21 protein-coding genes are annotated in these 19,231 nt (G+C 60.0%); 16 read left to right on the top strand and 5 right to left on the bottom strand.

Annotated elements, in window-relative coordinates; genetic code table 11:
* Position 1: 1 nt before the first annotated feature.
* The gene (locus NKI20_RS15800) at positions 2 to 631 is read right to left on the bottom strand and encodes a MarC family protein (protein WP_023670949.1); all 630 of its coding nucleotides are present in this window, start codon (positions 629 to 631) and stop codon (positions 2 to 4) included.
* A 146-nt stretch (positions 632 to 777) separates the two neighbouring features.
* On the bottom strand, positions 778 to 1,308 hold the full coding sequence (locus NKI20_RS15805) for a hypothetical protein (RefSeq protein WP_352831814.1): 531 nt from the start codon (positions 1,306 to 1,308) through the stop codon (positions 778 to 780).
* 84 nt (positions 1,309 to 1,392) lie between these two features.
* On the opposite strand from NKI20_RS15805, the gene NKI20_RS15810 reads away from it, so the two are divergent.
* The gene (locus tag NKI20_RS15810) at positions 1,393 to 2,247 is read left to right on the top strand and encodes a helix-turn-helix transcriptional regulator (RefSeq protein ID WP_352831816.1); all 855 of its coding nucleotides are present in this window, start codon (positions 1,393 to 1,395) and stop codon (positions 2,245 to 2,247) included.
* 263 nt (positions 2,248 to 2,510) lie between these two features.
* Entirely contained in the window at positions 2,511 to 5,312 is a 2,802-nt protein-coding gene (gene gyrA / locus NKI20_RS15815; RefSeq protein WP_352831818.1) for a DNA gyrase subunit A, read from the top strand.
* A 75-nt stretch (positions 5,313 to 5,387) separates the two neighbouring features.
* Here the strand turns inward: gyrA and NKI20_RS15820 are convergent, their stop codons facing one another.
* Entirely contained in the window at positions 5,388 to 5,540 is a 153-nt protein-coding gene (locus NKI20_RS15820; RefSeq protein ID WP_023759319.1) for a hypothetical protein, read from the bottom strand.
* Positions 5,541 to 5,838: 298 nt separating this feature from the next.
* Between NKI20_RS15820 and coaD the strand changes: the two genes are divergently transcribed.
* From coaD to tgt, 7 genes are read left to right on the top strand one after another with little or no spacing between them, the layout of a single operon-like run.
* The gene (gene coaD, locus NKI20_RS15825) at positions 5,839 to 6,339 is read left to right on the top strand and encodes a pantetheine-phosphate adenylyltransferase (RefSeq protein ID WP_023759318.1); all 501 of its coding nucleotides are present in this window, start codon (positions 5,839 to 5,841) and stop codon (positions 6,337 to 6,339) included.
* A gap of 17 nt (positions 6,340 to 6,356) precedes the next feature.
* The gene (locus NKI20_RS15830) at positions 6,357 to 6,944 is read left to right on the top strand and encodes a peptidylprolyl isomerase (RefSeq protein ID WP_352606150.1); all 588 of its coding nucleotides are present in this window, start codon (positions 6,357 to 6,359) and stop codon (positions 6,942 to 6,944) included.
* A gap of 27 nt (positions 6,945 to 6,971) precedes the next feature.
* Positions 6,972 to 7,484 (top strand): peptidylprolyl isomerase, encoded by a 513-nt coding sequence (locus NKI20_RS15835; RefSeq protein WP_023759316.1) that lies wholly within the window; start codon positions 6,972 to 6,974, stop codon positions 7,482 to 7,484.
* A gap of 12 nt (positions 7,485 to 7,496) precedes the next feature.
* Positions 7,497 to 7,946, top strand: a complete 450-nt coding sequence (locus NKI20_RS15840; RefSeq protein WP_352831821.1) for a DMT family transporter — start codon at positions 7,497 to 7,499, stop codon at positions 7,944 to 7,946.
* On the top strand, positions 7,946 to 9,034 hold the full coding sequence (queA, locus tag NKI20_RS15845; RefSeq protein ID WP_352831823.1) for a tRNA preQ1(34) S-adenosylmethionine ribosyltransferase-isomerase QueA: 1,089 nt from the start codon (positions 7,946 to 7,948) through the stop codon (positions 9,032 to 9,034). The genes NKI20_RS15840 and queA overlap by 1 nt, the downstream gene beginning before the upstream one ends.
* Positions 9,024 to 9,293, top strand: coding sequence for a hypothetical protein (locus NKI20_RS15850; protein WP_352831825.1), 270 nt, complete (start codon positions 9,024 to 9,026; stop codon positions 9,291 to 9,293). The genes queA and NKI20_RS15850 overlap by 11 nt, the downstream gene beginning before the upstream one ends.
* A complete protein-coding gene (gene tgt, locus NKI20_RS15855) occupies positions 9,286 to 10,416 on the top strand; it encodes a tRNA guanosine(34) transglycosylase Tgt (protein ID WP_352831827.1) in 1,131 nt (376 codons plus the stop codon). The genes NKI20_RS15850 and tgt overlap by 8 nt, the downstream gene beginning before the upstream one ends.
* Positions 10,417 to 10,420: 4 nt before the next feature.
* On the opposite strand, the gene NKI20_RS15860 is transcribed toward tgt, so the two are convergent.
* On the bottom strand, positions 10,421 to 10,840 hold the full coding sequence (locus NKI20_RS15860) for a DUF4864 domain-containing protein (protein ID WP_023759311.1): 420 nt from the start codon (positions 10,838 to 10,840) through the stop codon (positions 10,421 to 10,423).
* Positions 10,841 to 11,104: 264 nt separating this feature from the next.
* Here NKI20_RS15860 and NKI20_RS15865 point away from each other — a divergent pair, with 264 nt between their 5' ends.
* The 6 genes from NKI20_RS15865 to NKI20_RS15890 all read left to right on the top strand — a co-directional run bounded on the left by NKI20_RS15865 (position 11,105) and on the right by NKI20_RS15890 (position 16,048).
* Positions 11,105 to 11,341, top strand: a complete 237-nt coding sequence (locus tag NKI20_RS15865; RefSeq protein ID WP_010909609.1) for an Lrp/AsnC family transcriptional regulator — start codon at positions 11,105 to 11,107, stop codon at positions 11,339 to 11,341.
* Positions 11,342 to 11,511: 170 nt separating this feature from the next.
* Positions 11,512 to 12,924, top strand: a complete 1,413-nt coding sequence (locus NKI20_RS15870; protein WP_023759310.1) for a circularly permuted type 2 ATP-grasp protein — start codon at positions 11,512 to 11,514, stop codon at positions 12,922 to 12,924.
* Between the two features lie 47 nt (positions 12,925 to 12,971).
* A complete protein-coding gene (locus NKI20_RS15875; RefSeq protein ID WP_352831901.1) occupies positions 12,972 to 13,331 on the top strand; it encodes a four helix bundle protein in 360 nt (119 codons plus the stop codon).
* Positions 13,332 to 13,394: 63 nt separating this feature from the next.
* Entirely contained in the window at positions 13,395 to 14,336 is a 942-nt protein-coding gene (locus NKI20_RS15880; protein WP_023759308.1) for an alpha-E domain-containing protein, read from the top strand.
* A gap of 52 nt (positions 14,337 to 14,388) precedes the next feature.
* On the top strand, positions 14,389 to 15,183 hold the full coding sequence (locus tag NKI20_RS15885) for a transglutaminase family protein (protein WP_023759307.1): 795 nt from the start codon (positions 14,389 to 14,391) through the stop codon (positions 15,181 to 15,183).
* A gap of 133 nt (positions 15,184 to 15,316) precedes the next feature.
* Positions 15,317 to 16,048, top strand: a complete 732-nt coding sequence (locus tag NKI20_RS15890) for a proteasome-type protease (RefSeq protein WP_352831830.1) — start codon at positions 15,317 to 15,319, stop codon at positions 16,046 to 16,048.
* A 66-nt stretch (positions 16,049 to 16,114) separates the two neighbouring features.
* On the opposite strand, the gene NKI20_RS15895 is transcribed toward NKI20_RS15890, so the two are convergent.
* Entirely contained in the window at positions 16,115 to 17,314 is a 1,200-nt protein-coding gene (locus NKI20_RS15895) for a CPBP family intramembrane glutamic endopeptidase (RefSeq protein ID WP_352831832.1), read from the bottom strand.
* A gap of 454 nt (positions 17,315 to 17,768) precedes the next feature.
* Here NKI20_RS15895 and NKI20_RS15900 point away from each other — a divergent pair, with 454 nt between their 5' ends.
* A complete protein-coding gene (locus tag NKI20_RS15900) occupies positions 17,769 to 19,181 on the top strand; it encodes a pyridoxal phosphate-dependent decarboxylase family protein (RefSeq protein WP_352831834.1) in 1,413 nt (470 codons plus the stop codon).
* Positions 19,182 to 19,231 lie beyond the last annotated feature (50 nt).

Consider the following 19,231-nt stretch of genomic DNA (forward strand, 5'->3'; position numbering starts at 1 on the left):
CTCAGCCTGCCATCAACGCCTTGATGCCGTCGGCGACGAACTGGACGGCAAGCGCCGCCAGGATGACGCCAAGCAGGCGGGTGAGAATCGAACGCCCGGTCTGGCCGAGGATGCGGTCGATGCGCTCCGACAGCACGAACACAAGGTAGGTGATGGCGAGGCAGACGAAGATTATGCCGACCAGGGCAGCCTGCGCGGCAAATCCCTGAAAGGAACCGGAGAGCAGCACGGTCGCTGAAATCGCGCCTGGGCCGGCGATCAACGGGATCGCCAGCGGGAAGGCGGCGATGTTGTGGATCATGTCCTTGGTGATGGCGACGTCGCCGATCTTCTCCTTGCGGTCCTGCCGTCGCTCGAACACCATTTCGAATGCGATGAAGAACAGCAGAAAACCGCCGGCGACCCGGAAGGCCGGCAGCGTGATGCCGAACACCGACAGGATGGAGGCGCCGGCAACCGCAAACAGCGCCATCACCAGGAAGCCGATGATCGAGGCGCGGACGGAAACCTGCTGGCGCTCCTCGCGGTTCATGCCGCGTGTCACGGCGAGGAACAGCGGTGCCAGCCCAGGCGGATCGATGGTCACGAGAATGGTCACGAAGGCATTGAACAGACTGTCGAAACTCGGCATTTCTGACCCCTCCCGCCGGGCCGTGCCCGCACCATGACAGTGGTAGAGCAAAGCCCGGTCGGTGGGAACCGTCAGCGAAAAAGTCGTTCGCGTATCAAGAACTTCGATGCCGGCGGGACAGAGGCGCGTGAAGGATCGCGACGCTTTCATTCCATTCGGTGGGCCAGGAACTCGACTTCCAGCCGCCATGTCGCGGCATTGTCGTGCGAGCGCTCGCCAAGCCAGCGGAAGCTGTCTTCGGTGATCCGCGAAAAGCTCCAGCGCACGGAGGATCCGGTGCCATCATCGCCCACTTGCACGATCGTATCGCCCTCGGCGTGGCCGAGCTGGCGGCTATAATACTGGTTGCGCGGGTCGCTCCAGAAAATGTGCCAGGCGTCGGCAGTCGGGTCGTACAGGCGCAACGTCGTGCCATAGAACGTCCATTTGCCGAGCGACGGCGAGGGACCGGCGTCACGCGCGGGCAGGATCCAGACATCCTGAATCGCGCGGCCTTCCAGTACCCAGCCGAAGTGCACCTCGCCGCGCCCGGTCAGCACCGTGCCGTCATCAAGATGGCGCGAGGCATCGAACATCCAGGCGCCGACGAAGCGGCCGTAAAGGTTCAGTTTTTCGGCAAGCCCTTCTGCTGGTCCGGGACTGTGCAAGGCTTCGGCAAACGAGGATTGGTCGAACATGGCTCCGGTCTCTTCTTGTCAGGAGACCGGAGGAGTAGGCGGTGACGGGGTTCTAGGCTTGGGAAAAATTGCTATATTTCGGTCATGACAGCGACCACACGCTCACTCGCATCCGGACCTGGCTGGCAGGTATCGGATGTGATTTGCACGGCCAGCGCTGGTGATAGGCCGTTCGAGGAAGCACATCGGGATTTCTGTGTCGCCGCGGTCACCAGCGGCACGTTCCGCTATCGCGCCCAACAAGGCACGGCGATGCTGGCGCCCGGCGCGCTCCTGCTCGGCAATCCCGGCACGTGCTACGAATGCGGGCACGAGCACGGCAGCGGCGATCGTTGCCTCTCGTTCCATTTCGGACCGGTCTATATGGAACGGATCGCGGCCGGCGTGCCGGGCGCCAGGAAGCTGGCCTTCGAGGCGCCCCGCCTGCCACCTTTGCCGGTCTTGGCGTCCTTGTTCGCCGAGGCGGAAACCGCTCGCGAGATGGCCGACACCAACGCCTTCGAGGAACTCGGGCTGCGCATTGCCGGTGCCGCCGTGGCAAAAGTCTGCGGCCCGACGCCTGTCAGGCGCACGCCAAGCCGCCGCGATCAGAAACGGGTTGCCGAGGCGGTGCGGCGGATCGAACTCGATGCCGACAGGCCGGTCTCGCTTTCAGCGCTTGCCGACGAGACGGCGACCAGCCCCTATCATTTCCTACGTGTCTTCGGGCAGGTCGTGGGCATGACGCCCTATCAATTCCTGCTCAAGACCCGGCTGCACAGAGCAGCGATGCGGCTGCGCATGTCGGATGATGCGGTTTCGGCGATCGCCTTCGAGGCCGGCTTCAACGATCTGTCGACGTTCAACCGGCGGTTTCGGCGTATCATGGGCGAAACGCCGGGTCACTATCGCGCCTGCCGTGGTGCATTTCGCGACATCCGGGTCGCTCCGGTCTCGTGAAATCCGCGCCCACCCGCTCAGTGCTCGCAAAGGCAGCCACGGGTCCAATTCATTGCGCTCGGGGCTTTCGCGCAGGGAAAACGGTCGATTGCGGGCTTTTGCCTCGGTGGTGGAGAAACCGCCTTGGCCATATCGTCGCAATCAGTGGTATCCTTTTGAAATTACCACCAAAAATGACACTGGAAAAGTGCCTGACATGTTGGAGTTTCGGCCTTGCTTCCTATATAAGCACCGAGTGATTCCTGATTAGATTGTGATCCGATTTGACCGACCAGAAGACACCGCGCGGCGCCGACGGCGGCCCCACCGGCATCGAGCCGATATCCATCGTCGAGGAGATGCAACGCTCCTATCTCGATTACGCCATGAGCGTGATCGTCAGCCGTGCGTTGCCCGACGTGCGCGACGGTCTGAAGCCGGTGCATCGCCGCATTCTCTTCGCCGCCCATGAGAGCGGCTACCACTGGAACCGCAAATATGTGAAGTCGGCGCGTCCCGTCGCCGACGTGATGGGTAAATACCATCCGCATGGCGACGCTTCCATCTACGACGCCTTGGTACGCATGGCGCAGGACTGGTCGTTGCGCGTGCCGCTGATCGACGGACAGGGCAATTTCGGCTCCATCGACGGCGATCCGCCGGCGGCGATGCGCTACACGGAAGCGCGGCTGACCAAGGTTGCGCACGAGCTCTTGGAGGATATCGACAAGGACACCGTCGATTTCCAGGACACGTACGATGCGTCGGGCAGCGAACCGAAGGTTCTGCCTGCACGGTTTCCCAATCTTCTCGTCAACGGCTCGGGCGGCATAGCCGTCGGCATGGCGACCAACATCCCGCCGCACAACCTCGGCGAGGTCTGCAACGGCGCGATTGCCATCATCGACAATCCGGCGATCGATCTGCCGGCGCTGATGGAGATCATTCCGGGACCGGATTTCCCGACCGGCGGCATCGTGCTTGGCCGTTCCGGCATCTACAGCGCTTATGCGACCGGCCGCGGCTCAATCGTCATGCGTGGCAAGGTCAACATCGAACAGCGCGGCAATGACCGCGAGTCGATCATCATCACCGAAGTTCCCTACCAGGTGAACAAGTCGTCGATGATCGAGAAGATGGCCGAACTGGTGCGCGACAAGCGCATCGAAGGCATTTCCGACATTCGCGACGAGAGCGACCGCCAGGGCTACCGGGTCGTCATTGAGCTGAAGCGCGACGCCGTTGCCGACGTCATCCTCAACCAGCTCTATCGCTTCACGCCGCTTCAGACCTCCTTCGGTGCCAATATGGTGGCGCTGAACGGCGGCAAGCCCGAAGTGATGAACCTGACCGATATGCTGAAGGCGTTCGTCGCCTTCCGCGAGGAGGTGATCACAAGGCGGACGAAATTCCTGCTGCGCAAGGCACGCGACCGCGCCCATGTGCTGGTCGGTCTCGCCATCGCCGTCGCCAACATCGACGAGGTCATCAAGCTGATCCGCACCGCGCCGGATCCGCAGACAGCGCGCGAGCAGTTGATGGAACGGCGCTGGCCGTCCGGCGACGTCGAATCGCTGATCCTCCTAATCGACGATCCGCGCCATCGCATCAACGAAGACGGCACCTACAACCTGTCCGAGGAGCAGGCGCGCGCCATCCTCGAACTGCGCCTACAGCGCCTGACGGCGCTCGGCCGCGACGAGATCGCCGACGAGTTGAACACGATCGGCGCCGAAATCATTGATTATCTGGACATTTTGTCTTCCCGCGCGCGTGTCCAGCAGATCGTCAAGGACGAGCTTGCCGCCGTGCGCGACGAGTTCGGCACGCCGCGGCGCACCGAGCTCTCCGAAGGCGGTTCGGACATGGAAGACGAGGACCTGATCCAGCGTGAGGACATGGTCGTGACGGTGAGCCATTCCGGCTATATCAAGCGCGTGCCGCTGTCGCTCTACCGGGCTCAACGCCGCGGCGGCAAGGGCCGCTCCGGCATGTCGACCAAGGAAGAGGATTTCGTCACCCGGCTGTTCGTCGCCAACACGCATACGCCAGTGCTGTTCTTCTCCTCGCGCGGCATCGTCTACAAGGAAAAAGTCTGGCGGCTGCCGATCGGCAACCCGCAGTCGCGCGGCAAGGCGCTGATCAATATGCTGCCGCTCGAGCAGGGCGAGCGCATCACCACCATCATGCCGCTGCCCGAGGACGAAACCAGCTGGGGCGAGCTCGACGTGATGTTCGCTACCACGCGCGGCACTGTGCGCCGCAACAAGCTTTCCGACTTCGTCCAGGTCAACCGCAACGGCAAGATCGCCATGAAGCTGGAGGAGGAGGGTGACGAAATCCTCGGCGTCGAGACCTGCACCGACAATGACGACGTGCTACTGACCGCCAGTTCCGGCCAGTGCATCCGCTTCTCGGTCGGCGACGTGCGCGTCTTCCAGAGCCGCAACTCGGTCGGCGTGCGTGGTATCGCCATGGCCAGCACCGACAGGGTGATTTCCATGGCGGTGATCGAGAACGTCGATGCGCCGCCAGCCGAGCGCGCCGCCTATCTGAAGCGGGCGGCGGCCGAACGGCGGCTTGCCGCCGGAATCGCAGCCGGCGAAGAGGAAGAGATCGCGCTGACCAACGAAGAGGTCGGCGAGGAGACCGAGCTTTCCGACGAGCGCTACGAATTCCTCAAGGCACATGAGAAGTACGTGCTGACGGTGACGGAATATGGCTACGGCAAGCGCTCTTCGTCCTACGATTTCCGGCTGACCGGACGCGGCGGCAAGGGCATTCGCGCCACCGATGTTTCCAAGGTAGCCGAGATCGGCCGGCTGGTGGCGACCTTCCCGGTCGGCAATGACGATCAGATCATGCTGGTATCAGACGGCGGCACCGTCATCCGGGTGCCGGTCAACGGCATCCGTTTCGCCAGCCGCGCCACCAAGGGCGTGACCATCTTCAATACGGCCGAGGGTGAAAGGGTGGTTTCGGTCGAGCGGATCTCTGAGCCGCAATCGGACGAGGAAGAGATCGTTGAAGTCGGTACCGAGGCCACTCCTCCTGCGCCTGATGCCGGTCCCGAAGGTGCGGAGTAAGCACGGCATCCAGAGTTCGATTTTGACATAGCAACGCCGGCCCATCGGCCGGCGTGGCAGCAAGTCTGGACCGACTTAGTGGTGGCGATACGGCTTGCGGGGGCCGAAGCCTTCGAAGCGTTTGGTGTTAGCCTTGACGCGGACGCGTTGTGCCTCATGATGCAGCCCAAGTAGGGTGGCGATCAGCATGGCGACGGTCATTGCGATGGCGAGCATGTAGATCAGCATGTGCGTGTTCTCCTGCGCCTTACAACGGATAGGTGGGATTTTGGTTTCATCTTATTAAGGCGCAACCTAGTGAACGCTGCGTGAAGGCTCCGTGATCAGCGTGTTCATCTGTCGTCCATGTGCCGGAAAAGGTTCACGGCCGGCGCGCCAATCGGATTTGCCTTTGCGAGAGAGGCTCGCTAGAGCCTGTTCCATCTTGATGGACGGAAGATGGAACAGGCTCTAGCTTTCATTTGAGCATGATCTTTTCCAAAAACCGGTTTCCACTTTTTGGGATCATGCATTAGAAGCACCAGCCATGACTGAACGCATCGCCCTCTACGCCGGCTCTTTCGACCCGCTGACCAATGGCCATCTCGACGTGCTGAAGGCGTCGCTGGCCGTGGCCGATGTCGTTTATGCGGCGATCGGCATTCATCCGGGCAAGCAGCCGCTGTTTTCCTTCGAGGAACGGGTGAAGCTGATCGAGACGGCGACGAAAGCGGAATTCGGCCGCGACAGCACCCGCATCAAGGTCGTCGCCTTCGACGGTCTGGTCATCGACGCTGCCAGGAAGCAGGGCGCGTCGATCATGATCCGCGGCCTTCGCGACGGTACCGACCTCGACTACGAGATGCAGATGGCCGGCATGAACGAGACCATGGCGCCTCAACTGCAGACGGTTTTTCTGCCCGCCAGCCCCTCCGTGCGCACCATTACCGCCACACTTGTCCGCCAGATTGCCTCGATGGGAGGCGACATTCGCCCCTTCGTGCCGGCGGCGGTTGCCGGTGCGCTCACCGCCAAATTCGCAAAATAAGTTTCTCGGAGAAAACCATGCAGCTGAAGAAGCTCGCCTCGTTCCTCGTCGTGTTTGCCGGCCTCGTGACCGCATCGGTCTCGGCTTTCGCCGCCGACCCGGAAAACACCATGATCATCACGCTGAAGGACGGCGATGTGACCGTTGCTCTTCGGCCCGACCTCGCACCCAAGAACGTTGCCCAAATCAAGACGCTGGTGCGCCAGGGCGCCTATGACAACGTCGCCTTCCACCGCGTCATCGATGGTTTCATGGCGCAGACCGGCGACGTCAAGTTCGGCAACATGAAGAAGGGTTTCAGCGCCGAGGCCGTCGGCACCGGCGGTTCCGATCTGGCCGATCTGCCGGCTGAATTCTCGCAGACCGAACGCTTCAAACGCGGCGTGGTCGGCATGGCCCGCTCGCAGGACCCCAACTCCGCCAATTCGCAGTTCTTCATCATGTTCGCACCGGCGCCGCCACTTGATGGCCAGTACACCATCGTCGGCAATGTCGTCAGCGGCATGGAGCTGGTGGACAACATCAAGAAGGGCGACGAAGCGGACAATGGCACGGTCACCGATCCTGACCGGATGATCAAAGTGCGCATCGCCGCCGACAAATAACTGTGTTTTTTCAAAAGGATATCTGACATGGCCGAAATCAAAGATCGCGAGAACGCGCTCATCATGGAAACGACGAAGGGCAATGTGGTCATTGAACTTTTCCCCGACCTGGCGCCCGGCCATGTCGCCCGCATCAAAGAACTGGCCCGCGAAGGCGCTTATGATGGGGTGGTCTTCCACCGCGTCATCGAGGGCTTCATGGCGCAGACCGGCGACGTCAAGTTCGGCAATTCGACCAAACCGACATTTGCTCCATCCCGCGCGGGCATGGGTGGCTCGGAAAAGCCGGACCTGAAGGCCGAATTCTCAAACGCCAACCATGGCCGCGGCACCTGCTCGATGGCCCGTTCGCAGAATCCGAACTCGGCCAATTCGCAGTTCTTCATCTGCTTCGACGATGCCGCCTTCCTCAACCGCCAGTATACGGTCTGGGGCCAGGTCATCGAAGGCATGGACAATGTCGACAAAATCAAGCGCGGCGAGCCGGTGCAGGATCCCGACAAGATCGTGTCGCTGAAGGTCGCGGCCGACGTCAAGTAAGGGTAATCGACAATGATGGGCGTCGTCTGGTCGCTTCTCGGCATCCTGTCCGGCGCCTTCATTGCCATTCAGGCGCCAATCAATTCGCAACTGGCGCGCGATCTCGGGCTTCCGGTCGCGGCGGCGGCGTTTTCGTTTCTATCGGGCGCGATCGTGCTTGGCGTCATCTCCCTCGCGGTGGTGAAGCTGCAAGGCATCTCGCTCGACTGGAAAGCGCCGGCGCCCTGGCTGTTCGTCGTAGGCGGAATGCTCGGCGGCTTCTATGTGACGCTGTCGACGATCCTGACACCGCGCATCGGCGCCGCCGCGCTGATGGCGTTTCTGGTGGCCGGCCAGTTGCTGGCCGGCATGCTCATCGACCGCGTCGGCTTCCTCGGCGTCGCGGTGCGTGAAATCTCGCTCGGCCGCGTTGCCGGTGCGGTGCTGCTGCTGGCCGGAGCGCTGCTCGTCCGGCTCTATTGATGCGCGTCGACCTCTTTGATTTCAATTTGCCGGAAGAGCGCATCGCGCTTCGTCCGGCAGAGCCGCGCGACAGCGCCAAGATGCTGGTCGTGAAGCCCGGCGAGGGGCTCGACGATCGGACGGTTGGTGACCTGCCATCCTTGCTCAGGGCCGGCGACGTGCTGGTGTTCAACGATACCAAAGTCATTCCGGCGCAGCTCAAAGGCATCAGGCGGCGCGGCGAGGCGGCGGCACAGGTCGAGGCCACGCTGCACATGCGCATGGCGCCCGACCGCTGGCTGGCCTTCATGCGGCCGGGCAAGCGCATTGCTGCCGGTGACCGCATTCATTTCGGCCATGACGGCAATTCCTGTTTTCTCGGCCAGCTTGACGCTACGGTGATCGAGAAAGGCGAGGGCGGCGAGGCGCTGCTTGGCTTCGACCTGTCAGGGCCTTTCCTCGACGAGGCGCTGCACGCGGTCGGCCACATTCCGCTGCCGCCCTATATTGCCTCGAAGCGCGATGACGACGAACGCGACCGGGCCGACTACCAGACCATCTATGCCCGCGAGGAAGGTGCCGTCGCGGCACCGACAGCGGGCCTGCATTTCACGCCGGAGCTTTTTGCAGCGCTTGACGCCAAGGGCATCGAACGCCGCTTCGCCACCTTGCATGTCGGCGCCGGTACGTTCCTGCCGGTGAAGGCGGACGATACCGCCGACCACAAGATGCATGCCGAGACGGGTTCAGTCAGCGCAGAAACCGCCGACGCGTTGAACGCAGCGAAGGCGAGGGGCGGACGCATCGTCGCCGTAGGCACAACCTCGCTGCGCCTGCTGGAGAGTGCTATGCGTGAGAACGGTGCCATGGCTGCCTGGTCCGGCCCAACCGACATCTTCATCACGCCCGGCTATCGCTTTCGCACTGCCGACTTGCTGATGACCAATTTCCATCTGCCGCGCTCGACGCTGTTCATGCTGGTTTCGGCCTTCAGCGGACTTGATACGATGCGTGCGGCCTATGAGCATGCCATCGAGAACCGTTACAGGTTCTATTCCTATGGCGACTCAAGCCTGCTTTATCGAGCGGAGACGAGCGATGGACGATGACCTCAAGAACATGGACCGCGACGCCCTGATCGCGGAGGTGAAGAAACTGCGCGCCGGCATTCGTGCCCACCGCGATGCGACAGGGCATGATCTGTGCTGGCATCACCCCGATTTGTGGTCGCTGTTGCCGGAGAGGATCGAGCCCGCGATCGCCGTGCCGCCCTGGCCCAAATTCATGCGCGGCTGCATCCACTACCGGCAGTCGCTCGACAGGCAGGCACCCGGCGCACCGGTCCATGACAAGGAATTCAATGGCTAAGCCGTTCAGCTTCAAGGTTCTGGCGACTGACGGCAGAGCACGGCGCGGCGTGATCGACATGCCGCGCGGTGAAATCCGCACGCCGGCGTTCATGCCGGTCGGCACCGGCGGCACTGTCAAAACCATGTATATGGACCAGGTGCGCGGTGTCGGTGCCGACATCATCCTGGGCAACACCTATCATCTGATGCTGCGGCCCGGCGCCGAGCGTGTGGCGCGGCTCGGCGGCTTGCACGAGTTCGCGCGCTGGCCACATCCGATCCTGACTGACAGCGGCGGTTTCCAGGTGATGTCGCTGTCGAAGCTGAGAAAACTGACCGAAAAGGGCGTCACCTTCCGCTCGCATATCGATGGCGCCGCCTACGAGATGTCGCCGGAGCGCTCGATCGAGATCCAGGGGCTGCTCGATTCGGATATCCAGATGCAGCTCGACGAATGCACGGCGCTGCCGGCCCAGATGAAGGAGATCGAGCGCGCCATGGAGTTGTCGCTGCGCTGGGCCGAACGTTGCAAGACGGCGTTCGGCGACCAGCCGGGCAAGGCGATGTTCGGCATCGTGCAAGGCGGCGATAACGCGGCACTACGGGTGCGGTCGGCGCAGGCGCTGAGCGCGATGGGGCTGAAGGGCTACGCTGTCGGCGGTCTTGCCGTCGGCGAACCGCAAGCGGTGATGCTCGAGATGCTCGACATCACCTGTCCGGAACTGCCTGCTGACAAGCCGCGCTATTTGATGGGCGTCGGCACGCCTGACGATATCCTGAAATCCGTGGCGCGAGGTATCGACATGTTCGATTGCGTGATGCCGACACGGGCCGGCCGCCATGGCCTTGCCTATACAAGGCGCGGCAAGGTCAATTTGCGCAATGCCCGCCATGCCGACGACCCGCGTCCATTGGACGAGGAGAGCGATTGCCCTGCCGCCCGGGACTATTCGCGTGCCTATCTGCACCATCTGGTGCGCTCGCAGGAGGCGCTTGGGGCGATGCTTCTGACATGGAATAATCTTTCCTACTATCAGAAGCTGATGCAGGACATTCGCACCTCGATTGGGGCCGGCGCGTTCGAAGCGCGCTCGGCAGAGATCGCGGAAGGCTGGGCAAAGGGCGATATCCCGTTGCTGTGAAGCCTCAGGTGCTGAGTGAATTCGAGGCGCGCAGGCTGCAGCCGGTGATCTGGAAGGTGCCGTCGGGCTGCTGCTGCAAGGTGTAGACAGCCTCGTAGTCCTTGCCGTCGGGTCCGACGATAAGCACCTGCTGGACGATCGAACCCGGAGCCGTCTCCTCGACCTTGCCGAAAGAGTAGGTTTGCGGCTTGCGCACCGGCGGATAGCCGTTGGTCACCATGTTCATGAAGGCGTCGACGGTCGGAAAAATCCGTTTCACGTTCGGTGCGGCGAAACTGTAGGCGGTGGCGCCGTCATTGGCGATGAGAGCCTTCAACTGGCCGTCGATGACGGACTGCGCTGCCTTGATCTCAGCGTCGCCGGCAAACGCCGACGACACCAAGATGAATGGAATGACTGCGAATGCGAAAAAGGCGCGGCGCATGGCCTGTCTCCGTTGGCTCGCGAAATATCTTCCCTCAAAACGTGCTGTCCGAAGACGCATCATAACATACGCTTGGCGGTGCATCCCGGTTTCAGCGATTGGTGAATATTCATCTCGCCCGGTTAGACGCGGCATGTCGGTGGCGGAGCTGCGGGAACCGCAGCCCGAGCCCAGGCCGGCTGGGTACGGATTCCAGCGCTTGAAAGCCCGCCTCCAGTCTGCCAGAAGGGCCGCTTGGACTTGGATGTTTAGCGGGACGAAGCCATGAAGGCATTTTTCGTGCAGATCAAATGCGAACTGGGCAAATCCTATGAGGTTGCCAGCGCGCTTGCCGATGCCGAGATCGCTTCGGAAATCTACTCCACCGCCGGCAACTACGATCTGCTCGCCAAATTCTATGTCGACGACGAGGAAGACGTCGGTCATTTCGTCAACGAGAAGGTGCAGATTCTCCCCGGCATCAAAGACACATTCACCGTCGTCACGTTCCGCGCTTTCTAGCTGGAAAACCACTTGCCCGGACACGAGGCAAAGCCTGATTACCTTTGTATTTCAGCTGCCTCAATTTTAGGCAGCCGCAACATACTGATCGTGCGTATCTCCCAAATCACCGATTGCGCTTGATTTTCTCCGGCGACGCCAGTGAAATGGTGTCACAGGGGAGTATGCGATTGGCAGCGTTCGATGAAATGCTTCCGGAAGTTTCCGGATTGAGAAGACCGTATTCGGCTTATGATCGCTGGCTGAAGGAGCAGGATCCGGCCAGGCTTACCGAGAAGATGCAGGACGCCGAACGCGTCTTCCGCAAGACCGGCATCACCTTCGCCGTCTATGGCGAGCAGGAAGCCTCCGAACGGCTGATCCCTTTCGACATCGTTCCCCGCATCATTTCGGGCAATGAGTGGCGGCGTCTCACGCAAGGCATCGAGCAGCGCGTCCAGGCGCTGAACGCGTTCCTCGATGACATCTACCATCGCCAGGAAATCCTGCGCGCCGGGCGCGTCCCAAGGGAACTGATCGCCAGGAACGAAGCATTCCTGCCGGAAATGATCGGGGTCAGGCCGCCGGCCGGCGTCTACACTCACATTATCGGCGTCGACATCGTCCGCATCTCAGAGGACGAATTCTATGTGCTGGAGGACAATGCGCGCACGCCGTCGGGCGTCTCCTACATGCTGGAGAACCGCGAGACGATGATGCAGCTGTTCCCCGAGCTGTTCCAGAAAATCAAGGTGCGGCCTGTGGAGAACTACCCGCAGCTTCTGCGCCAGTCGCTGGCGGCAGTGCGGCCGCAGAGCACCAAGGGCGCGCCGACAATTGCCGTGTTGACGCCCGGCAGCTTCAACTCCGCCTATTTCGAGCACGCCTTCCTGGCCGACCAGATGGGCGTGCAACTGGTCGAAGGCCAGGATCTGCGGGTCGTCGACGGCCATGTCGCGATGCGCACGACCGAAGGCTACAAGCAGATCGATGTGCTGTACCGCCGAGTCGACGATTCGTTCCTCGACCCGCTGACCTTCCGCCCTGACTCTACACTTGGCATACCTGGCATCATGGATGTCTATCGTGCCGGCAACATCACCATCGCCAATGCGCCGGGCACCGGTATCGCCGACGACAAGGCGATCTATTCCTACATGCCCGAGATCATCGAATTCTATACCGGCCGCAAGGCGATCCTCGGCAACATTCCGACCTGGCGCTGCTCGGAGCCCGACAGCCTGAAATATGTGCTCGAACACATCGATGAGCTGGTGATCAAGGAAGTCCATGGGTCCGGCGGCTACGGCATGCTGGTTGGGCCTGCGGCGACCAAGAAAGAATGCGAGACGTTTGCCAAGAAGCTCGCGGCCAAACCCTCCAATTACATCGCCCAACCGACATTGGCGCTGTCGACATGCCCGATCCTGACGGAAAAAGGGCTGGCGCCGCGCCACGTCGATCTCAGGCCCTACGTGCTGGTCTCCGACCGCATCCAGATCGTCCCCGGCGGGCTAACCCGCGTCGCGCTGAAGGAAGGCTCGCTGGTCGTCAACTCCTCGCAAGGCGGCGGCACCAAGGATACGTGGGTGCTGGATGATTAGAGCGAATAGCGAATAGCGAATAGGGGAAGGAGGGCAGCAAGACGGCGATCAATTCTTACAGGGACTTAATTGTCTGGAAGGCGGCCGTCGAGTTGGCTGTAGATTGTTATTCCGTAACGAAAGCCTTCCCAACCGGCGAAGTCTACGGGATGACCTCTCAGATGCGGCGGTCGTCCGTATCAATTGCCGCGAACATCGCCGAAGGACATGGGCGAGAAAATACAGGATCATTCATTCAGTTTCTGCGCATGGCGCAGGGATCTCTCAAAGAGTTGGAAACACACCTGATCTTGTCTGAAAAAGTAGGGTTGATGGTTGAGGCGGAGGTGGTGCGTTTGCTTAGCAAAGCCGATGAGATCGGGAAAATGCTGCGTTCCATGATCAGGAGTTTGCAACAAAAGTCATGAAGCCGATATCCCGCTATTCGCTACTCGCTATTCGCTATTCGCTCAAAATCGGGGCACGTTGACATGCTTCTCGGCCGCACCGCCAACGGGCTTTACTGGATGAACCGCTACATAGAGCGGGCGGAGAATATGGCGCGGCTGGTCGATGCGGGTCTGCGCATGGCGCTGACCCGCACCCAGAGCGCGTCGGAAGAGTGGAATTCGGTGCTGCTCAGCGCCGGTTCCGACATCACCTTCAGCCAGAAATATTCTGACTATACCGCCGCCAATGTCGCCGACTTTCTTTTGCGCGACACGTCGAATCCCTCCAGCACAATGTCTTCGATCGAAACGGCCCGCAACAATGCCCGCATGGTGCGCACCGCGCTGACGCGCGAGACCTGGGAAAGCATCAACGAAGCCTGGATGGCGCTGAAGCGGATGCTGGCAAGGCCGATCGACGAGCGCGACCTACCCAGCGTGCTCGACGCCATCAAGCGCGAGACGGCGCTGATCCGCGGCTCGTTCTATGGCACCATGCTGCGCAACGAGATCTTCGATTTCTCGCAGCTCGGCACCTATGTCGAGCGCGCCGACAACACGGCGCGCATCCTCGACGTGAAATACTACGTGCTCTTGCCGTCGATCTCCTGGGTCGGCTCGACGCTCGACAACTACCAGTGGGAATCGATCCTGCGTTCGGTGTCGGCGCATCGCTCCTATCGCTGGGTCTATGATGCCGACTACAAACCGACCAACATTGCCGACTATCTGATCCTCAATGTCCGCATGCCGCGTTCTCTGACCTTCTGCTATCGCTTCCTGTCCGAACATCTGAAGTTCCTCGGCGACGACTATGGCGAGCGCCATGCCTGCCACGCGACGGCGGACAAGACGCAGGCCATGCTTAGAGCAGGATCGATCAAGGACATATTCGACGCGGGCCTGCATGAATTCCTGGCCAATTTCATTCGCGACAACACCAGGCTTGGCGACGAGATCGCGCAGGACTACCGGTTCAATTGAGCATGACTCCGAAAAGTGGGACAAGATCATGCTCACAGGCGGGACATAGCGCATGCGGCTGAAGATCACCCACCGGACCGAATACCGCTACGATGCACCGGTGCACTATCTGTTGCAGCGCTTGCGGCTGCTTCCGGTCAGCGGATCGACGCAGACCGTTCTGTCCTGGGCTCTGACCATCGAAGGCGCGCGCGAAGAGGTTCGCTTTGTGGACCATTTCGGCAATGACACAAGGCTGCTGAGCGTCGAGGGTGAGCGCGACTTCATCACGGTGGAAGCATCAGGCGAAGTGGTGACGCGCGACACGGCAGGCGTCTCCGGACCACACCAAGGCTTCACGCCGCTCTGGCTGTACAGCCATGAAACGCCATTGACGGCGATCGGCAGCGGTGTTCGCGAACTCGCCGCATCGATCGGCAAGGGCACTGACATCGAAAGGCTGCACCGGCTGATGGCAGTCATCGGCGAGCGCGTCGCCTACACGTCCGGCACTACCAATGCGACGACGCCCGCGGAGGAAGCCTTGGCGCTCAAAACCGGTGTCTGCCAGGATCACACCCATATCTTTGCCGCCGCGGCGCGCGCCATGGGCTTTCCAGCCCGCTATGTCAGCGGCTATCTGATGCTGGATGCGACGGTCGAGCAGGCCGCAAGCCATGCCTGGGCCGAAGCGCATGTTTCGGGCCTCGGCTGGGTTGCCTTCGATGCCGCCAATGGCATTTCGCCTGACGAGCGTTATGTAAAGGTGGCGACGGGACGCGATTACCGCGACGCTACGCCGGTGTCGGGAATTCGGCTGGGACAGGCGGAAGAACAGCTTGCCGTCACCGTCACGGTGGAGCAGTAATCCTTCGCAAGATTGCCGGTGGGGCGGTTCGTCGTTTCACGAAAACGATGAACCACTCCACTTGTTTTGTTTGGAGCAATTCCGGGCGGAAAACCGCCTTACACTTTTTCTGGAATTGCTCTAGGGAGATTCCATGACTTATTGCGTTGGCCTGAAGATCGATCGCGGGCTCGTGTTCATGTCCGACACGCGCACCAATGCCGGCATGGATTCGATTTCCACCTTCCGAAAGATGCATGTCTGGGAGCAGCCGGGAGAGCGCGTCATCGTGCTGATGTCGGCGGGCAACCTGGCGACGACGCAGGCCGTGGTCAGCCTGCTTGACGAACGCACCAAGGCCGTTGCCGATCGTCACGCCACGCTGCTGGAGACGCCATCAATGTATCAGACGGTGCGGCTGGTCGGCGATACAGTCAAGGAGGTCATCGCCAATTCGTCGCCTGCGGGCGAAAAGGCAGATTCCTACTTTAATGCCTCCTTCATCCTCGGCGGCCAGATCAAGGGCAGCGAACCGCGCCTGTTCATGATCTACCCCGAAGGCAATTTCATTGAATCGACCGATGACACGCCGTTCTTCCAGATCGGCGAGACCAAATACGGCAAGCCCATCATCATCCGCGCCTATGAAAAGTCGATGAGCCTTGCCGAGACGGTGAAGCTGCTGCTGGTGTCGTTCGATTCGACGTTGAAGTCGAACCTGTCGGTCGGCTTGCCGCTCGACCTGCTCTTCCTTGAGAAGGACGCCTTCACGGTCGGGTTGAAGAAGCGGTTCGGTCAGGACGATCAGTACTATCGCACGATCTCGGACGGCTGGTCGAATGCGCTGAAGGCGGCTTTTGCCAGCCTGCCGGAATTCCCTGGATAGCGAAGACGCGCCTCTGTTCCTTCCTACCAGGTACACCTGCGTCGGGCGCGTCTTGCTCGAAGCGATTTAACGCACAGAAATAGGTATGAGTATCGTTTTTGAACCTTTGCGTCTAAACCAGGTTATTGCTTCCGAATCTGAATTAGAGCGCACGATATCGACTTCCAAATAGTAGTCTCCACCCTTCAAGGGCGCGTTCAACGTGATCTCGACGGTCTCGGACTTCCCGGGCTCAATTGGTGTGTCGAAGGGCGTTAAAGGATTGTCTGCTGATATCACATCTCCGTTTTGGTCGATGAGGCGATAACCAACCGACACCAGATAGTCTTTATCAGTTGAAGACCACGTCTTCGTGCTCTTGTTTGCTACCAAAACCGGGATGATAATTACGCCTCCGGCAGCACTCTGCGCCAGAGGGAGGCTTCCTTTGTACTCCAATTCAGCCAGGTATGCCGGGTATCCTTTAGGAGGCCCTACGCTCAGATCGAATGTAAAATATCCTCTACCGTCGAGGTAAGATCCAGACAAAATGATTGACGCAAGAAATATCCTTAAGGCCTGTTGGACTACACCATGCATGATTCCAATGGTGAAGATATTTCTATTCCTAATGAACAGAAAACTACACGCGGTGCCGAAAATCATGGTGGCGACCATCAGTATTATGTTTGGCGCGTGGATAAGGCAAAATACAAATGATGAGCAAAGAATCGCTGTCGGCTTGTTTCTAAATATTGCTAGCGTTCGTTGCAGAATAAAGCTCTGCAGAAGAAATTGCTGAGCCGTGCCAGACAGGATGGCTACAAAAATGTCGGATAATAAAGTCCTGCCAGTTATTTTCTGTTTTGATAGATATCCCTCTATTGATAAATAGTTATTTGATATAGCTATGATGGCGATTGCGCATATACAGATAATTAGAACTAAATATATGCAGTCGCGTCCTGAGATCCAAATGTTGGTAGCAGTAATACCCATTTCGCGCGACGAAGTACGTCGTATGTAGATGCTTGCCAGAATAAAACATACAATTGAAGCGATCAGAAACGATCGTATAAAGTTCTTTTCTAGCCAAACTTCGTAGAAGAACGCCGATACGCTGTCCGGCAACGCGATATTTAAGCGGTAGATGCTCCAAAACCAGAACGGTACTATCCATAGATAGGTGATTATCAGTCCAATTAAAAACAAAAGTTCAAATAAAGAGGCCCGTCTTGGGTATCTCTTATAGACCCATCTCAACCACACCAAATTGAGAGCCCCCATTTACGACAATAGGTCGTAGTTATTTTTTGATCGATTTAAGTTCACGCGCCAGCGCAAGTCAATAACCTCCGGAGAGGCTGGATGTTCTGGTTGGAAGCTGCCGGAGGCGAATGGGAAATGACCGTGGGGACAAGCGATCTGATTTAGAAAGTTGAGAATCTGATCTCCAGTTGGCCCAACTGTCGATCTGCCATTTCATGGTTCTCGACGTAGAATAGAATCAGGTCTTCATTCCGGCCGTTGGTGGGGAACTGCACGACTGTGAAGCGATGCCGCCGCTGCTGGTCCGATTTCGACCCTCAAGAAGATCAATGTCCGGGAGCCTGGCGAGCGCGTGCGTCGTCGTGCTGGCGATCTGGCGACGACGCAGTTTGTGATCAGGCCGCTGGACGAACACACCAAGGCAATTCTACCGTCGCGCCGCAGAGGAAATGTCCACTCCAAGGGAGATACAATGAACAGTGATGATTTCCGGCAGTGGTCGCGGCGCGCCGCCGACTGGGGCGCCGACTACCGAAACACGCTGCGCGAGCGGCCGGTGCGGCCACTGGTCGAGCCCGGCGACATCTTTAGAAGCATAGAGGCTTCGCCGCCGGAAGACGCCGAACCGATGGACCGGATCTTCGCCGACTTCGAAGAGAAGATTTTGCCTGGCATGACGCATTGGCAGCATCCGCGCTTCTTTGCATACTTCCCGGCCAATGCGGCGCCTGTTTCGGTGGTGGCGGAATATCTAGTTTCGGCGATGGCCGCGCAATGCATGCTTTGGCAGACGTCGCCAGCGGCAACCGAGCTCGAAACACGCACCGTCGACTGGATGCGCCAGGCGCTCGGCCTGCCGGAAGGGTTTTCCGGGGTGATCCAGGATTCAGCCTCGTCGGCGACGCTGGCCGCGGTGCTGACCATGCGTGAACGGGCGTTGGACTGGCAAGGCAACAAACAAGGGTTGGCCGGGCAGGCGCGGCTGCGCATCTATTCCTCCGACCAGGCGCACACCTCCATCGATCGGGCGATCTGGATTTCCGGCATCGGCGAGGACAATCTCGTGCGCATTCCTGTCGGCGGCCGTTTTCGCGCCATGGACACGGCAGCGCTCGAGGCGGCAATCGTCGCCGACCGGGAAGCCGGCATGCTGCCGGCGGGCATCATCGCTTGTGTCGGCGGCACCAGCACCGGCGGCACGGATGATATCCTTGGCGTCGCCGCGGTGGCGCAACGGCACGGGCTTTATCTGCATGTCGATGCTGCCTGGGCCGGCTCGGCGATGATCTGTCCGGAGTATCGGCATTTTTGGGCGGGCGTTGAAGGTGCCGATTCGGTCGTTTTCAATCCGCACAAATGGCTCGGAGCCCAGTTCGACTGCTCGATCCAGTTCCTGCGCGACCCGGAAAGCCATGTCAGGACGCTGGCCATCAAGCCAGATTATCTGAAGACGCATGGCCGCGACGGCATCATCAACTATTCCGAATGGTCGGTGCCGCTCGGCCGGCGTTTCCGCGCGCTGAAATTGTGGTTCCTGTTGCGTGCTCATGGCTTGGAAAGCTTGCGAACGATGATCCGCAACCATGTCGCGTGGAGCGAAGGACTAGCCGCGCGGCTGGCAAGCGAGCCGGACTTCGAGATCGTCAGCGAACTGATGCTGTCCCTGTTCTCGTTCCGGCACAACGCGGTAACCGATGCTGATGCGGACGCGCACAATCTGCGGCTGGTCAATGCGATCAACGACGATGGCCGCATCTACCTGACGCAGACGAGGGTCGATGGGCGGATAGCAATCCGTTTTCAGGTCGGCCAATTCGAAGCGACCGCCGCCGATGTCGATATGGCTTTCACTGTCATCACGGAAATCGCGCGGAGTATGGCCTGATCTGGTCCGGCCGGAATTGCGCTGGCGTTTGCCTTTGCAATCATATGCAT

The sequence above is a fragment of the Mesorhizobium sp. M0830 genome, assembly GCF_040319965.1.
Classification (GTDB): domain Bacteria; phylum Pseudomonadota; class Alphaproteobacteria; order Rhizobiales; family Rhizobiaceae; genus Mesorhizobium.

Bases quoted from the DNA above. Each gene is read 5' to 3' on its own strand.
- NKI20_RS15900 (WP_352831834.1), top strand. From the start codon at position 17,769: ATGAACAGTGATGATTTCCGGCAGTGGTCGCGGCGCGCCGCCGACTGG.
- NKI20_RS15810 (WP_352831816.1), top strand. From the start codon at position 1,393: ATGACAGCGACCACACGCTCACTCGCATCCGGACCTGGCTGGCAGGTA.
- coaD (WP_023759318.1), top strand. From the start codon at position 5,839: ATGACTGAACGCATCGCCCTCTACGCCGGCTCTTTCGACCCGCTGACC.
- NKI20_RS15830 (WP_352606150.1), top strand. From the start codon at position 6,357: ATGCAGCTGAAGAAGCTCGCCTCGTTCCTCGTCGTGTTTGCCGGCCTC.
- NKI20_RS15885 (WP_023759307.1), top strand. From the start codon at position 14,389: ATGCGGCTGAAGATCACCCACCGGACCGAATACCGCTACGATGCACCG.
- NKI20_RS15890 (WP_352831830.1), top strand. From the start codon at position 15,317: ATGACTTATTGCGTTGGCCTGAAGATCGATCGCGGGCTCGTGTTCATG.
- tgt (WP_352831827.1), top strand. From the start codon at position 9,286: ATGGCTAAGCCGTTCAGCTTCAAGGTTCTGGCGACTGACGGCAGAGCA.
- NKI20_RS15850 (WP_352831825.1), top strand. From the start codon at position 9,024: ATGGACGATGACCTCAAGAACATGGACCGCGACGCCCTGATCGCGGAG.
- NKI20_RS15820 (WP_023759319.1), bottom strand. From the start codon at position 5,540: ATGCTGATCTACATGCTCGCCATCGCAATGACCGTCGCCATGCTGATC.
- NKI20_RS15800 (WP_023670949.1), bottom strand. From the start codon at position 631: ATGCCGAGTTTCGACAGTCTGTTCAATGCCTTCGTGACCATTCTCGTG.
- NKI20_RS15860 (WP_023759311.1), bottom strand. From the start codon at position 10,840: ATGCGCCGCGCCTTTTTCGCATTCGCAGTCATTCCATTCATCTTGGTG.
- NKI20_RS15835 (WP_023759316.1), top strand. From the start codon at position 6,972: ATGGCCGAAATCAAAGATCGCGAGAACGCGCTCATCATGGAAACGACG.
- NKI20_RS15865 (WP_010909609.1), top strand. From the start codon at position 11,105: ATGAAGGCATTTTTCGTGCAGATCAAATGCGAACTGGGCAAATCCTAT.
- NKI20_RS15805 (WP_352831814.1), bottom strand. From the start codon at position 1,308: ATGTTCGACCAATCCTCGTTTGCCGAAGCCTTGCACAGTCCCGGACCA.
- queA (WP_352831823.1), top strand. From the start codon at position 7,946: ATGCGCGTCGACCTCTTTGATTTCAATTTGCCGGAAGAGCGCATCGCG.
- NKI20_RS15840 (WP_352831821.1), top strand. From the start codon at position 7,497: ATGATGGGCGTCGTCTGGTCGCTTCTCGGCATCCTGTCCGGCGCCTTC.
- NKI20_RS15895 (WP_352831832.1), bottom strand. From the start codon at position 17,314: ATGGGGGCTCTCAATTTGGTGTGGTTGAGATGGGTCTATAAGAGATAC.
- NKI20_RS15880 (WP_023759308.1), top strand. From the start codon at position 13,395: ATGCTTCTCGGCCGCACCGCCAACGGGCTTTACTGGATGAACCGCTAC.